The following is a 14,291-nucleotide window of genomic DNA, read 5'->3' as shown; positions in this document are numbered from 1 at the left end:
TTATTCTAGCAAAGTTAAGTCTTATTTACCACTTCGTATAGTTTTTCAACTGAGGAAGGATCGTAAATTGATAGACAATAGATGGGTAAATGTAATTTTTTAAAATATTTTTCTACTTTTACTAAATCTTTTTTGTCGACCAAATCACTTTTGGTTATTAGGATAACCTCTTTTTTATTTAGTAAATTTTGATCAAACTCTTTGAGCTCGTTTCTAATTGTTTTGTAGTCTTTAGAAGGATTTGTGCTTTCGGTTGAAATGCAATGGAACAAAACCGACACTTTTTGTATATGTTTAAGAAATTTAATTCCTAAACCCTTTCCCGTACTTGCTCCCTCAATTAACCCCGGAATGTCGGCAATAACTTTTCCGTTGGGCAATACACCAAGATTAGCCGATAGGGTGGTGAAATTATAATTGGCGGTTTTTACTTTAGCGTTAGTCAGTGCGTTTAAAAGTGAACTTTTCCCTGCGTTTGGCAGTCCGATAAGTCCATAGTCTGCAATGTAGCGCAAAACAATTTTTACTTGCCGTTTTTGTCCTTTTGTCGCAGGAATTGTGTTTTTCGGAGTGGTGTTTCTGGATGACCGCAGATCAAAATTACCTATTCCTCCTATACCGCCATTACAAAAAAGAAAAGTTTCTCCTACCTTTTCAAGTTCGTACTCTTCGTTTGTATCCTGGTCGACGATAAGCGATCCGACAGGAAGACTTACGATAATATCGTTTCCCTTGCGGCCGGCTTTTTTATCCTTGCTTCCATGGTAGCCAAACTCGGCAGTAATTATCCTTTTTCCTTGGAATTGAGAAAGCAGTGTCAAATCACTACTTGTTGTTATGTAAATATTTCCGCCATCACCACCATTGCCGCCATCGGGACCTGATTTGGCGTGTTTTCCAAAAGAAACGGCACCTTCACCACCGTCGCCGGCTTTAAGAATTATGTGTGTTTCATCGATCATACCCTGATTTTATACGAAATATGCTTTTTTACCTAGAAATAAGTAAATATGTTATGCTAAATAGAAATGAGTACTATCGACAAAGTTAAAGCTTATCAGCGCTTTGACTCGCGTGGCAATCCTACGGTAAAAGTTGAAGTTACGGTAAATAACCACACTGCTTCAGCAATGGTTCCTTCCGGTGCTTCAACAGGTGATCACGAAGCTTTGGAGTTACGAGACCACGGTGAGCGTTTTTTGGGATTAGGTGTTGAAAAAGCTATCGGCAATGTAGAGGAGATAGAAAAGATTTTGGTTGGTCATGACATTTTCGATCAGGTAAACATTGATAAGCTGATGATCGAACTTGACGGAACTGAGAATAAATCAAGACTTGGAGCCAATGCCATTCTTGCGGTTTCGATGGCTGTTGTGCGAACTGCTGCTTTGGTTTCCGGCAAAGAAGTATTTCACTACATAAATAGCTTGTTTGGAGAACCCAAGATGAGTCTTCCCATTCCCATGATGAATATAATAAACGGCGGAGCACATGTAAATTGGGAGGGTTCGGATTTCCAGGAATATATGATTGTGCCCAGTGGAGCCGATACTTTTTCACAAGGGTTAATGTGGGGAGTAGAAACATACCACGCCCTTAAATCGCTACTTGGTAAAAAAGGTTATTCGACTCTTGTTGGTGACGAGGGTGGATTTGCTCCGAATATCCAGTCAAATACCAAGCTGATTGACTTAATTACCGATGCTATTGTCCAAGCAGGGTATAAACCCGGGGAGGAAATTTCAATCGCCCTTGATCCAGCCGTATCTGAAATTTATGACAAAGACAATAAAAAATACAAACTGCACACGCAGAATCGTGAATTAACAAGTGATGAAATGATAATTATGTGGGAAGAGCTTGTAAATAATTATCCGATTATTTCACTTGAAGATGCCTTGGATCAAGATGATTGGGAAGGGTGGACGGCGTTGACCCAGAAATTAGGGAAAAAAGTACAAATAGTCGGTGATGATTTTTTGGTTACAAACACTAAACGGATAGACCGGGCGATTCAGGAAAAATCAGCCAATGCACTTTTGGTTAAATTAAACCAAATCGGAACGGTTACAGAAACCCTAAATGCGATTGCAAAATGTAAGGAAGCTAATTGGAATACAATTGTCTCTCATAGATCAGGAGAGACAGAAGATGCTTTTATATCTGATCTTTGTGTAGCAACTGCATCCGGACAGATTAAAACTGGTGCCCCGGCAAGAAGTGAAAGGGTTGCCAAATACAATCGTTTACTGGATATTGATGAGATTGATTTGGTAAAACTTAGTCAGACTGTTGAATTCACCGGTAACACTCCGTTTACAGGAAAACAAAGGTAATGAGCAAATTGCTTTGAAGCACGTAATGTTTTTAATTATTACAAAACACACTTAGATAGTGTAAATAAACGGTATATGAAGATCGTGAAAAACATGACGAATATTGAAATCGTTGATTTGTTACGCGCGGTTGCCGCCTCTTATAAAATCAAGGATCAGACAAAAAACAGGTTTCGAATTATCGCCTATGAACGCGCTGCGGATGCAATTGAACATTTATCAAGCGAGGCGAAAGATTTGTGGGATGACAATAAATTGTCCGAGGTTGGAGGAATCGGGGAAAGTATAGCAGGACACTTAGGTGATATTTTTGAAACCGGAAAGTCGTCGCATTTTGCAACAGTGCTTGAAGGAATCCCACCGTCAATATTTGAACTTTTAAAAATATCGGGGATTGGTCCAAAAACCGCTTTCAAATTGGTAAATCAATTTGAAATCTCGGACGAACATCCATACGAAGATTTTGTAAAACTGGCAAAAGAGGGTAAGTTAAATCAAATACCGGGATTTGGAAAGAAATCAATAGACTCACTCATTAAGTCAGTCACAGAGGTTGAGGGTCGGGAAGTTAGACTTCTTCTGCCATATGCCCAGGAAATTGCCGAAGAGATAATTAATTGGATACAAAAAGATAAATGGGTACAAAGAGCCGATGCATTGGGTAGTGTAAGAAGAAAGGTTTCTACTGTCGGTGATATTGATATTGCCGCAAGTAGCGATAATCCCCAAAAGACGTTGGAACATTTCACCAAATATCCCAAAGTTTCAAGAGTATTAGAGAAAGGAGACAGATCCGCCTCGATTATAATACCGGGACAAAGACAAGTTGATTTGATGGTGGAAAACCCTGATGCTTATGGTGCTTTACTACAGCATTTCACGGGAAGTAAACATCACAATATTGCTCTTAGGAAATATGCTCAAAAACGAAATTTAAGTCTATCGGATTATGGATTTAAACCCTTGGCGGGATTTAAGACTTTAAAAGAAAACGCGAGATTCTTTAATAAAACTCTCGGAACATATCAATTTGCCAACGAAGACGATCTTTATAGATTTATCGGTCTTGAGCCTATTCCACCTGAACTGAGAGAAGACCGCGGAGAAATCCAAATGGCGGAAGATAAATCTTTGCCTTGCCTTGTAGTCCTGGATGATATTAAAGCCGATTTGCATATGCACTCTAATTTCAATATAGAAACCTCACATGATTTAGGGCTATCAACGATGGAAGATATGCTTGAAATAGCAGATAGTCTAAATTATGAGTATCTTGCTTTTACAGAACACAATCCAAGTAAAAGCAAACATGACACTAACTCAATATATAGTCTATTAAAGGAGAAAAAACGTATAGTTGAAGAAATTAATTACTCATTAAAAAATAGTACTAAACACAGAGTAAAGAAAGTGTTCAATAGTTTGGAAGTAGACATGTTGCCTGAAGGTGGCTTATCTATTGACGACAAAGCGATGGATGTTCTGGACTTTGCACTTTGTTCAATTCATTCATCGTTTAATCTTGACCGGAAACGCATGACAAGACGTGTAATAAATTCACTTATGCATCCTAAGGCAAAAATATTTGCTCATCCGACGGGAAGAAAATTAAACGAACGGGAAGGCGTTGAGTTGGATTGGGAAGAAATATTTGCCTTTTGCAAAACAAACAATAAATGGCTTGAAATTAACGCATCACCGTCGAGACTCGATTTACCCGATATGTTGGTGCAAGAAGCTCTTAAACACAAAATTAAATTGACAATCGGTACCGATAGCCATCACAAAGATAGTATGTTAACGATGAAGTACGGGGTATATGTTGCAAGGCGTGGACACGCGCAAAGTAAAGACATTGTTAATACGTATTCTTTAAGTGACTTCGAGTCGATGCTATAATTTATTTTGTTCTACGAAACTTCCGATACTTATATCAAAGATGTAGTATAGTTGTATTGTAAGAACTAAATTTTACGGCATAAAGAGTCGTACGAAATTACTTTTCGTATTTGAAAGGTGGTGATTAAATATGAATATATTAATAATTGTTTTAGTATTGGCGGTTGTAGTTTTGGGCTATGGTGTTTCTGTATATAATTTTTTCGTATCCAGTAAGGCCCGCATAAAAGCTGCTGTACAAGAAATCGGTAATCAACTGAAACGTCAAGCCGAATTGATTCCTAATTTAGAAACGTCGGCGAAAGGTTATCTCAAGCACGAAAAGGGTATTTTTGACAAATTAACCGAAGCTAGAAAAGCAGTTGCTTCTGCCATTAAATCTAATGATGTCCAGAAAATGTCAGATGCAGGAAGTCAATTGGCTTCCGTTATTCCCGCTTTGCAGATTGCTGTCGAAGATAATCCTGAACTGAAAGCAGATGGAGTTGTCACCAAACTTATGGATGAGTTGCGTGATACTTCTGACAAAGTAATGTATGCACGCAGACTTGTAATCGATTTAACGGCGGACTATAACGTTAAAAGAGTAGCTTTTCCATCGAGCATAATTGCAAACATTTTCAAATTTGCCGAACAACCAGGTTTAATTACACCTGAAAAAGGAGAACATGTTGAAGTAAGTCAATCTGATACAAAGACACCTAAAGTCAATCTTGAATAGTAACTTTGGTCAGATATACTTAGAGAGTTTTCTTTGATTGAAGACTTAGTGTTTTTATGAAAAATATATACGAATCTCAATCGGCGAATAAGCAAAAAAGCGCACTTATAGTAATTTTGTTTGCTATATTTATTGCGGTTGTTTTTTATGTAATCGGAAATGCGTTTTCTTACTATCTGGGTTATCAACCGGGAGGACTGGGTATTGTCGGGATTGCGTTAATATTTTCGGGACTTACCAGTTTGGGTAGCTATTATTATTCAGACAAAATTGTTTTGGGCATTTCGGGCGCAAAACCAGCCAGTAAGGAAACGTATTATGATTTTTATACGATTAGTGAAAATATTTCACTGGCAACAGGATTACCGACTCCAAAATTATACGTAATAGAAGATACGGCTCCGAATGCTTTTGCAACCGGAAGAGATCCGGAACATGCAGTAATTTGTGCAACAACCGGATTACTAAGCAAGCTAACCAGAACGGAACTCGAAGGTGTAATCGCCCATGAATTCTCTCATATTAAAAATTACGATATCCGACTAATGAGCATCGTATCGGTTTTGGTCGGATCGGTTGCTCTACTTGCAGATTTTTTCTTGCGCATGACCTACTTTGGCAGAAAAGGAAATTCTGACAGAAAGGGATCTCAACTTGATGCGATACTGTTTGTTGTTGCTATAATCCTTGCGATTTTGTCGCCATTCATTGCTCAATTAATCCAACTTTCAATATCAAGGCGGCGAGAATTTTTGGCAGATGCTTCAAGTGTTGCAATAACTAGACAGCCGTCGGGATTAGTATCAGCCTTGAAAAAAATATCCGGTGATCATGAAGCGCTTGAAGCAGCCAATAAAGCCACCGCGCATTTATATTTTGAAAATCCATTCAAAGACAAGGCTAAAAGTGGAGTTGGCCTATTTGCTAATCTTTTCAACACACATCCGCCGGTTGAAGATCGGATTAAAGCTTTGGAGGAAATGGCATAATTAAGCATCTCACCTCGAGAATACGTTATTAACGGTTAATATAGATATTCATTCTTTCGATTAGACAAGTTTACGATTGCTTTAACTCCAAGTGATTGGGGTTAAAAAAATCCAAGCGATCCACGACCACGCTAGTCGTATTGAAAACATTAAAACAAGCTTATTAAAAATAGACTGGACACATTCTTAAGGCAATATGGAATGTGAATACCTTTTGGAAATATATAGAGGAAAAACTAGCTCTTTTTAGCTTTAGGCTGATCCGAGGTGCAAGCACTGCATTTACTGGCACGGTAGGGAATGTTTGTTAGACAAAATGGGCATTTTTTGAAAGTTGGATCGCTTTTTTTTGCATCATCCTTTTTTCCAGTGATTACTTGTATTTCCGAATCAAATTTATTAATTGTTTTAATAACGAAAAACATAGCAACAGCTACAATAAATAGAGAAAAGACGTTATTAACGAAAGTCCCGATATTTAAGGTGGCAGCATTGGCATTTACAGCTTCCGAAAGAGATTCGTATGGCCCGGAAGGGTTGCCGTTTTTAATTACGAAGTAGAAATTGTCGAAATTGGCACTACCCAGAAGCACGCTAATTGGCGGCATTATGATGTCGGTTACCAGCGACTTGGCAACGGTAGAGAAAGCACTACCAACGGTAAAACCGATTGCCAGATCGACGAGATTTCCATGAATCAGAAATTTTTTGAATTCTTTGATCATCAGTTGATAATAACAAAATAATTGCAGTTAATAAACACTTTGAGCTTGCAAGCGATCCCAATCAAGCATTAATTAGCAGTCTTGACATAGGAGTGCTAGTAGTGTTTAATATACGTATGACAAACGGCAATGAGCATCGGATTATAATAGATACTCCCAAAGAGGAAGGGCCTTTTTTGCCCAAATACACTATTAATCTTACTACAAGAGCAAAAAGCGGAAACCTCGATCCCGTGATAGGAAGGGATGTTGAAATAAGACGTACGATGCAAATACTTTCAAGACGAACAAAAAATAATCCCGTTTTGATTGGTGATCCGGGGGTTGGTAAAACGGCAATCGTAGAAGGTTTGGCGCAAAGAATTGTGGCAGGAGATGTACCCTTTTCTTTGAAGGATAAGGATTTGCTCGTCCTTGATATCGCCTCACTTCTTGCGGGAGCAAAATTCAGAGGTGAGTTTGAAGAGCGGTTGAAGTCGGTTGTTAAAGAGGTTGAGGAAGCTTCGGGCAAATATGTGTTATTTATTGACGAACTGCACACCATTGTCGGCGCCGGTGCATCCGAAGGTGCAATTGATGCTTCGAATATGCTTAAGCCTTCACTGGCTAGGGGAACTCTTCGTGTCATTGGGGCAACAACCATTAATGAGTATCGAAAGTACATCGAAAAAGATGCCGCACTGGAAAGGAGATTTCAGCCAATTCTTGTGAACGAACCCTCCCTGGAAGACACGATTGCGATATTACGTGGTATTAAGGAAAAATACGAGATTCATCATGGTATTCGCATAACCGATAATGCCATTGTTACGGCGGCGAAGCTTTCGATGCGCTATTTACCCGACAGATTTCTGCCCGACAAAGCAATAGATTTGATTGACGAGGCGGCAAGTTCGTTAAGAATTGAAACCGAAAGTATGCCTTCCGAGCTTGATCTCAAGAAACGAAAAATTACACAACTGGAAATCGAATTAGCCGGTCTGAAAAGGGAAAAAAGTGAAGGAGTTAATATAAAAAGAAAGGATTTGGAAAGCAAGATTAACGTCATAAAACAAGACGTAAATAGTCTTGAAAAAATTTGGAATGAACAAAGGGGGATATTGAAAAAACTCCATGACCACCGAAGTAAGATTGATGAATTGAAAATTGATCTTGAAAAAGCGGAAAGAGATGTCGATCTTACAAAAGCGGCTGAAATTAAGTATGGCAAATTACCCGTTGAAGAAAAGCAGGTTAAAGACCTGGAAACGCAATGGAAAAAAATTCCCGAAAATGAGAAATTATTACGCGAAGAAGTAGATGGTGAAGATATTGCCATGGTGGTATCTAAATGGACAGGTATTCCCTTAACGCGGTTAATGGAAAGTGAAATTTCCAAACTTACCAACCTGGAAAGTGAACTTGCTAAAAGAGTAGTAGGTCAAGATCGGGGGTTAAGTGTAATAGCCAAAGCGATAAGAAGAAATCGTGCGGGTGTTGCTAATTCCACCGGACCGATTGGTACATTTTTGTTTCTGGGGCCAACCGGAGTGGGAAAAACAGAAACTGCAAAAGCGTTGGCTCAATTTATTACAGGTGATGAAAACAACATGATCAGAATTGACATGAGTGAATATCAGGAAGAACATGCACTTGCGAGATTGATCGGTTCACCGCCCGGTTATGTCGGATACGATGAAGGCGGGCAATTAACACAAAGTGTTAGGCGTCGACCATATGCTGTTTTGCTTTTAGATGAAATTGAAAAAGCACACACCAATGTTTTTAATTTACTTTTACAGGTTTTCGACGATGGCCGATTGACGGACGGAAAGGGAAGAACTGTCGATTTTAAAAATACGATTATTATAATGACGAGTAACTTGGGTAGTGGCATTATTGGTGCACACGATAATCTGGATAGTGTCGAAGAAGATATTAATAAATTACTTAAGCAAACCTTCAAACCCGAGTTTATAAATCGTCTGGATGCAGTTGTGTGGTATAACAAATTGGATATAACAGTAATCAGGAAAATTGTTGATATGCATTTAGCCAAGGCGCAAACACAACTTCTTGAGAAAGAAGTTGTTATTAATTTCAGTGACAAGGTGCGCGATAAATTAGCAACCAAAGGTTACGATCCGGCTTATGGCGCCAGGCCGATTAAACGTGTATTGAATGATGAAATTATGGATGAAGTCGCTTACGAATTTTTGGAAAAGACTATCCGTCCGGGTGATGAGATATTTGTCGATTTGGATAAAAAGGATAAAGTTGTAATTAGCAAAGTAGACTGAGTTATTCGACTTCCCGATTTGAAATAATCACGTAAAATTTTCTGAGTGCTACCGCGGTTGTACCCCAAGCCATAGGAAACCATAAGGGAATAGCTTGTAATTTATGATAATCCATAATGAGATCCCAGTTTTTGAATTGACCTATGATGGACATGACAATTGCCAAGCTTCCAAGAAGGAAGAAAAACCAGTCCCACTTTTCTTGCAGAAACATAAAATAAAATACGACAATGCCTATTGAGAATATATTTAATAGTTTAATATCGGGGCTGATAAAAGTAATCACGGTAAGCCAAATAAAATACATGACATAAAAAATTATGATAGAGGTTTCTGTTGAAATTAACTTCTTTTTAGTCATTAATACAGTTTAGCATATATTTAGAAAGTGTATTTGGCTAGCATTGACATAACTAATGGTAAATGTAAAATAACGATATAATGTTAGATGGTTATCGATATCAATTTTGGCGTATCTGATGGGCTATAAAAGATAATAATCTACAAAGTATAAACTAGTCTGAACGCTGGTTTTTTTAAATGACATGGCAAAAATAAACTTAACAAACGAAGAAGTTGCGCATGTGGCTAAGTTAGCCCGTTTGAAATTAACCGACGAAGAAATTGAAAAATTCAAAGTTCAACTTTCGGAGGTGGTCAATTACGTCAGAGAACTTGATGAAGTGGATACTTCTTCGTTGGTACCGACATCACAGTCGATAAAAATGAAAAATATTACAAGGATTGATGCGACTGATCCTTCGCGCACTCTAACACAAAAAGCGGCTATTGCAGGATCAAAAAGAGTCGAGAATGCATATTTTAAAGTACCAATATTATTGAAAAAGAGAAGTATTAAACGATGAAAATTCCACTAACGATTAATGAAACCAGACAAGGTTTAAAAAATAAGGATTATAGCGTAGTCGACGTGGTCAACGCTTATTTGGACAATATTAATAAACACGATAACAAATTAAATTCTTTTATCACGGTTTCGACTAGTAAAGCACTAAAAAAAGCCGAGGACTTGGATCTGGAAATACGCGATAAGGGTGACAAAGCATTTGATGAATATCCGCTACTTGGGGTGTGTGTCGCACATAAAGATCTGTATCTAACCAAGGGCATACGAACAACGGCAGGAGCGAATGTGCTCAAAGACTATATCCCGCCGTATTCTTCAACCGTGGTAGACAGGTTGGATCGGGCAGGATGTGTAACACTGGGAAAAACCAATTGCGATGCATGGGCGCACGGTGCTTCGGGAGAAAATTCGGATTTTGGTCCGACAAAAAATCCGTGGGATATGACGCGAGTTCCCGGTGGTTCATCAAGCGGTTCGGGAGTAGCTGTTGCCTCAAATTTTTCTCTCGTTGCAACAGGTACCGACACAGGGGGATCAATTCGTTGCCCGGCAAATTTTTGTGGTGTATATGGATTCAAACCGACATATGGTGCTGTATCGCGATACGGTGTTGTTGCCATGGCGTCGTCCACCGATTCCATGGGTAATTTTTCAAGATGTGCCAGAGATTGCGAAACACTATTTAACGTAACTAAAGGTACTGATGGATTTGACAGCACGGTTACTAATTTTGATTACCCGATCGAAAAATCCGCCAATAAGGAATATGTAATTGGCATACCCAAAGAATATTTTGTTGAGGGTATCGAGAAAGAAGTGGAAAAAGCGGTTATGGACGCTTCAAAAGTATTTGCAGAAAATAAAATTAAATTACAAGAAATAAGCTTGCCGCACACTAAATATGCAATTTCAGTTTATTACATAATTCAGACGGCAGAGGTTTCATCCAATTTGGGTCGGTATGATGGCGTGCGTTTTGGTGAAAACAGAGCGGCGTTTTCTCCGGAAGCAAAACGGAGGATTATGTTGGGTAGTTATGTCTTGTCAAGCGGTTACTATGATGCCTATTATTTGAAAGCCATGAAAGTCAGATCAAAATTAATAGAAGATTTTGACAATGCCTTTAGTCAAGTTGATGCCATTCTTGCCCCTGTTATGCCCACCAGTGCCTTTAAATTAGGTGAAAAGACGAGTAATCCTTTGCAAATGTACTTGGCAGATATATTAACGGTATCTGCAAACATGGCGGGTATTCCGGGTCTTGCTATACCATCGGGATTTACCAAAAACGGATTACCTCTTGGATTTCAGTTAATGGCTCCAAGGTTTGGCGAGGCAACACTTTTTAATTTGGCCAGTATGTATGAGACGTGGGTCGGTTATACACCCCAAGTTGCCGTGTTGTAGTGTCATGTTGTCAGAATTCAAACCGCTTCTTAGAAACAAAAACTTTGTGCGTTTGTGGATTTCGCAAATACTCTCGCAGTTGACGGTCAATGTAATGAACTTCCTTCTTCTAATATTGCTTTTTAACGAAACCGGATCTGCGATTGCTGTTGCACTTTTATGGGTCGCTTATGCCTTACCTGCAATTCTCGTTGGCCCCATAGCTGCAACATATGTAGACATGTCCGATCGACGGAAAACCTTGTTATACACCAATTTGATACAAGCACTAATTATTGCAGGTTATGCATATGTTCAATCCCTTAGTATATTTTTACTTTATGGTGTTGTAATCATTTATTCTTTCTTCAATCAGTTCTATGTACCGGCGGAGTTTGCAACTTTGCCTTCCCTTGTTAAAAGAAAACAATATTCGTTTGCGAACGGTCTTTTTTTCTTGACACAACAGTCGTCTGTGGTTTTGGGATTTTCGCTTGCGGGTATTTTAAATAGTAAACTAGGATTTGAAAATACGATGTACTTGTGTTCTGTATTTGTTTTTATTGCCTTTCTGAGTGTAACCGGACTTCCCAAAACCGTCCTTAACAAAAAAATACCTAAAAACTTTGATGATGCCTTTTTTGCTTTTTTCAAGGAAATATCGCTTGGTTACCGATTTTTGAAAAGTAAACCAAGTATTTATATTCCTTTTATTCTAATGCTTTGTTTGCAGATCACTACCGCTGTTGTTGTTGTAAGTGCGCCGATTGTGGCTTTACATATATTTAAAATCAACCTCGATCTGGTGGGTGTATTTGTGGCTGCACCGGTTGGAGTTGGCGCAGTTTGTGCGTCGATTATTGTACCAAAGTTGTTGAAAGTTAAGCTGAGGAAAATTACTCTAATCAAATACGGGCTCGTATTCCTATCGTTTTCGATGCTTTATTTGTCGTTGGTTGCTGGTAGGTTAAACATTATGCTCAGGATGTCAACCGGACTATTTGCGCTGATGGGAGTGGGGATTGCCTTTATTTCAATATATATTCCTTTACAAACACAACTTCAGGAAGTAACTCCCGTCGGAATGCGCGGAAGGGTATTTGGAAATTTTTGGTTTATGGTTACAATAGCAACAGTATTTCCGGTTATATTGTCCGGGACAATTGCAGAACTATTGGGTATTCGGGTTTTATTGTCTATAATAGCTTGTGTATCAATTGCTGGTATATATGTTATCAATACATATGGATATCAGTTTTTGGAAAAAAACGGTATGGGTAAAAAGGCAAGTGGTTGAAGTAGAATAAGTTTTTCGTTGGGTGATTCTAAAAAATATGTTGACTAAAAAAATTAGAAAATAAAATGACAAATGATTTAACACCGGTTATTGGACTTGAAGTACATGTCGAGCTTTCAACTCAAAGCAAAATGTTTTGCGCATGTTCAGCTAATCACTTTGGCGTAAAACCGAACTCCAATACGTGTCCTACATGTCTAGGTCTTCCCGGAGCTTTGCCTTATATGAACGAAAAAGCAATTGAAGATACGATACGTTTTGGTCTAGCCTTTGATTGTAAAATCGCAGAATTCAGTAAATTTGATCGGAAGCATTACTTTTACCCCGACTTACCGAAAGCATTTCAGACAAGCCAATACGATCTGCCGTTTTGTTCCCTGGGTATGTGGAAGTCTGACAAGTCAACTATTCGTATAACTCGCATTCATCTTGAGGAGGATACGGCGAAATCGCAGCACCGAGTAATTGATGGAAAACGGGTGTCTTTGATTGATTTCAACCGAAGTGGTGTACCGCTTATGGAACTTGTCACCGAACCTGATTTTGCTAACGTTGATGATGTTGTAAGTTTTCTAAAAGAGGTGCAAAGAATTGTCAGATATTTGGGTATATCAGATGCCGATATGGAAAAAGGAAGTATGCGGCTTGAAGCAAACGTATCAGTTGGACGAGTTGAGGATGTCGAAAAAGGAAAACTGCCAAATTATAAAATCGAATTGAAAAATATAAATTCCTTCCGTTTTCTTAAACGTGCGGTAGAAATTGAGATAGGACGCCATAAAGAGCTAATCAACAAAGGCGAGAAAATCGCTCAGGAAACCAGGGGATATGATGAAGCACAAGACACAACTTTCTCACAAAGGAGCAAAGAAGAGGCGAAAGATTACCGTTACTTTCCTGAACCCGATTTACCTCCTATAACTTTTGACAAAAAGACCATCGAAGCGATTCGGGCGACTCTGCCCATGCTTCCTTCGCAAAAACGTGCAAATTACAAGAAAGATTACCAATTGTCTGATAGTTATATAGAATTTCTTGTTGAAGATAAAATAATTGCGGAATATTTTGAAACCGCAATGTCATGCGACACGGGAAACAAGCTGGGTCCAAAAACAATTGCAAACGCTATGGTTAATCAAAAACTGCATGAGAAATATCCGGAACCTGCGGGTTTAGTTAAAAAGTTAATCGAAATCACCCAGATCAGCTATGCCAGTACCGAAGAAACGTTGGCTGCGATTGATAGTGTAATTTTTGAAAACCCGGCAATTGTTAAGCAATATCAAGAAGGTAAAGGACAAGTAATCGGATTTCTTATTGGCCAAGTACAAAAAATACTCGAGGGAAAAGCAAATGTAGTATATGTTCGCGAAAAATTGCTTGAAAAAATAACTAACTAATTCATGGTGCGTCAATCTCAAGGATGGGATTAACGCTAATACATGTTAACAATCTAAGGGCAAAATTTGTGAAGTAAATTAACAAGTTGAAAGCTTATCAAAAGACGTGTTGGAAATTTCAACCGTTATGTCAAAGGTTTTCTATACTACGACAGTATTTACGCTTCTGGTTACCAATATTGCAATTATCAATAGCACAAAAAAGATTATTAGAACAAGGGCGAGTAGCTTTTTGTTTGGAGGTGAAAAAACAGGCTTAATTACTTTTATTTTAGTAGTAGTCAAATCCTTGGCTTGTGTGCTACTTGGGGAATTGGGTGATTGAAAGTTTTCCATAAGCTATTATAACAGTATATTATTTTAGCAGTAATTATTTAACAAACGGAATTAA

General features: G+C 38.4%; 13 protein-coding genes. 9 read left to right on the top strand and 4 right to left on the bottom strand.

Annotated features, from left to right (window positions below; genetic code table 11):
- Positions 1-14: 14 nt before the first annotated feature.
- On the bottom strand, positions 15-962 hold the full coding sequence (gene obgE / locus IPM62_03930) for a GTPase ObgE (GenBank protein ID QQS38505.1): 948 nt from the start codon (positions 960-962) through the stop codon (positions 15-17).
- Positions 963-1,028: 66 nt separating this feature from the next.
- Between obgE and eno the strand changes: the two genes are divergently transcribed.
- The 4 genes from eno to IPM62_03910 all read left to right on the top strand — a co-directional run bounded on the left by eno (position 1,029) and on the right by IPM62_03910 (position 5,945).
- Positions 1,029-2,336, top strand: coding sequence for a phosphopyruvate hydratase (eno, locus tag IPM62_03925; GenBank protein ID QQS38504.1), 1,308 nt, complete (start codon positions 1,029-1,031; stop codon positions 2,334-2,336).
- Between the two features lie 93 nt (positions 2,337-2,429).
- A complete protein-coding gene (locus IPM62_03920; GenBank protein QQS38503.1) occupies positions 2,430-4,235 on the top strand; it encodes a hypothetical protein in 1,806 nt (601 codons plus the stop codon).
- A gap of 130 nt (positions 4,236-4,365) precedes the next feature.
- A complete protein-coding gene (locus tag IPM62_03915; GenBank protein ID QQS38502.1) occupies positions 4,366-4,956 on the top strand; it encodes a LemA family protein in 591 nt (196 codons plus the stop codon).
- Positions 4,957-5,012: 56 nt separating this feature from the next.
- The gene (locus IPM62_03910; GenBank protein ID QQS38501.1) at positions 5,013-5,945 is read left to right on the top strand and encodes a M48 family metallopeptidase; all 933 of its coding nucleotides are present in this window, start codon (positions 5,013-5,015) and stop codon (positions 5,943-5,945) included.
- 236 nt (positions 5,946-6,181) lie between these two features.
- On the opposite strand, the gene mscL is transcribed toward IPM62_03910, so the two are convergent.
- Positions 6,182-6,670, bottom strand: coding sequence for a large conductance mechanosensitive channel protein MscL (mscL, locus tag IPM62_03905; protein ID QQS38500.1), 489 nt, complete (start codon positions 6,668-6,670; stop codon positions 6,182-6,184).
- A gap of 116 nt (positions 6,671-6,786) precedes the next feature.
- Here mscL and IPM62_03900 point away from each other — a divergent pair, with 116 nt between their 5' ends.
- The gene (locus IPM62_03900) at positions 6,787-8,949 is read left to right on the top strand and encodes an AAA family ATPase (GenBank protein QQS38499.1); all 2,163 of its coding nucleotides are present in this window, start codon (positions 6,787-6,789) and stop codon (positions 8,947-8,949) included.
- Position 8,950: 1 nt separating this feature from the next.
- Here IPM62_03900 and IPM62_03895 read toward each other — a convergent pair whose 3' ends face one another.
- Positions 8,951-9,310, bottom strand: a complete 360-nt coding sequence (locus tag IPM62_03895) for a hypothetical protein (protein ID QQS38498.1) — start codon at positions 9,308-9,310, stop codon at positions 8,951-8,953.
- Positions 9,311-9,494: 184 nt separating this feature from the next.
- Here IPM62_03895 and gatC point away from each other — a divergent pair, with 184 nt between their 5' ends.
- The 4 genes from gatC to gatB all read left to right on the top strand — a co-directional run bounded on the left by gatC (position 9,495) and on the right by gatB (position 13,900).
- A complete protein-coding gene (gene gatC / locus IPM62_03890; GenBank protein ID QQS38497.1) occupies positions 9,495-9,815 on the top strand; it encodes an Asp-tRNA(Asn)/Glu-tRNA(Gln) amidotransferase subunit GatC in 321 nt (106 codons plus the stop codon).
- Positions 9,812-11,224, top strand: a complete 1,413-nt coding sequence (gene gatA / locus IPM62_03885; protein QQS38496.1) for an Asp-tRNA(Asn)/Glu-tRNA(Gln) amidotransferase subunit GatA — start codon at positions 9,812-9,814, stop codon at positions 11,222-11,224. The genes gatC and gatA overlap by 4 nt, the downstream gene beginning before the upstream one ends.
- A gap of 4 nt (positions 11,225-11,228) precedes the next feature.
- Entirely contained in the window at positions 11,229-12,500 is a 1,272-nt protein-coding gene (locus IPM62_03880) for an MFS transporter (GenBank protein QQS38495.1), read from the top strand.
- A 65-nt stretch (positions 12,501-12,565) separates the two neighbouring features.
- On the top strand, positions 12,566-13,900 hold the full coding sequence (gene gatB / locus IPM62_03875; GenBank protein QQS38494.1) for an Asp-tRNA(Asn)/Glu-tRNA(Gln) amidotransferase subunit GatB: 1,335 nt from the start codon (positions 12,566-12,568) through the stop codon (positions 13,898-13,900).
- Positions 13,901-14,041: 141 nt separating this feature from the next.
- On the opposite strand, the gene IPM62_03870 is transcribed toward gatB, so the two are convergent.
- Complete coding sequence (locus IPM62_03870) at positions 14,042-14,236, bottom strand: hypothetical protein (GenBank protein ID QQS38493.1); 195 nt, start codon at positions 14,234-14,236, stop codon at positions 14,042-14,044.
- Positions 14,237-14,291: the final 55 nt, after the last annotated feature.

The sequence above is a fragment of the Candidatus Woesebacteria bacterium genome (assembly GCA_016700095.1).
Taxonomy (GTDB): Bacteria; Patescibacteriota; Microgenomatia; order UBA8517; family UBA8517.
This window is presented reverse-complemented; position numbering and strand designations above follow the sequence as displayed.

What these genes read in the sequence shown, in the direction of transcription:
- obgE (QQS38505.1), bottom strand. Translation starts at nt 962, where the DNA reads ATGATCGATGAAACACACATAATTCTTAAAGCCGGCGACGGTGGTGAA.
- eno (QQS38504.1), top strand. Translation starts at nt 1,029, where the DNA reads ATGAGTACTATCGACAAAGTTAAAGCTTATCAGCGCTTTGACTCGCGT.
- IPM62_03920 (QQS38503.1), top strand. Translation starts at nt 2,430, where the DNA reads ATGACGAATATTGAAATCGTTGATTTGTTACGCGCGGTTGCCGCCTCT.
- IPM62_03915 (QQS38502.1), top strand. Translation starts at nt 4,366, where the DNA reads ATGAATATATTAATAATTGTTTTAGTATTGGCGGTTGTAGTTTTGGGC.
- IPM62_03910 (QQS38501.1), top strand. Translation starts at nt 5,013, where the DNA reads ATGAAAAATATATACGAATCTCAATCGGCGAATAAGCAAAAAAGCGCA.
- mscL (QQS38500.1), bottom strand. Translation starts at nt 6,670, where the DNA reads ATGATCAAAGAATTCAAAAAATTTCTGATTCATGGAAATCTCGTCGAT.
- IPM62_03900 (QQS38499.1), top strand. Translation starts at nt 6,787, where the DNA reads ATGACAAACGGCAATGAGCATCGGATTATAATAGATACTCCCAAAGAG.
- IPM62_03895 (QQS38498.1), bottom strand. Translation starts at nt 9,310, where the DNA reads ATGACTAAAAAGAAGTTAATTTCAACAGAAACCTCTATCATAATTTTT.
- gatC (QQS38497.1), top strand. Translation starts at nt 9,495, where the DNA reads ATGGCAAAAATAAACTTAACAAACGAAGAAGTTGCGCATGTGGCTAAG.
- gatA (QQS38496.1), top strand. Translation starts at nt 9,812, where the DNA reads ATGAAAATTCCACTAACGATTAATGAAACCAGACAAGGTTTAAAAAAT.
- IPM62_03880 (QQS38495.1), top strand. Translation starts at nt 11,229, where the DNA reads ATGTTGTCAGAATTCAAACCGCTTCTTAGAAACAAAAACTTTGTGCGT.
- gatB (QQS38494.1), top strand. Translation starts at nt 12,566, where the DNA reads ATGACAAATGATTTAACACCGGTTATTGGACTTGAAGTACATGTCGAG.
- IPM62_03870 (QQS38493.1), bottom strand. Translation starts at nt 14,236, where the DNA reads ATGGAAAACTTTCAATCACCCAATTCCCCAAGTAGCACACAAGCCAAG.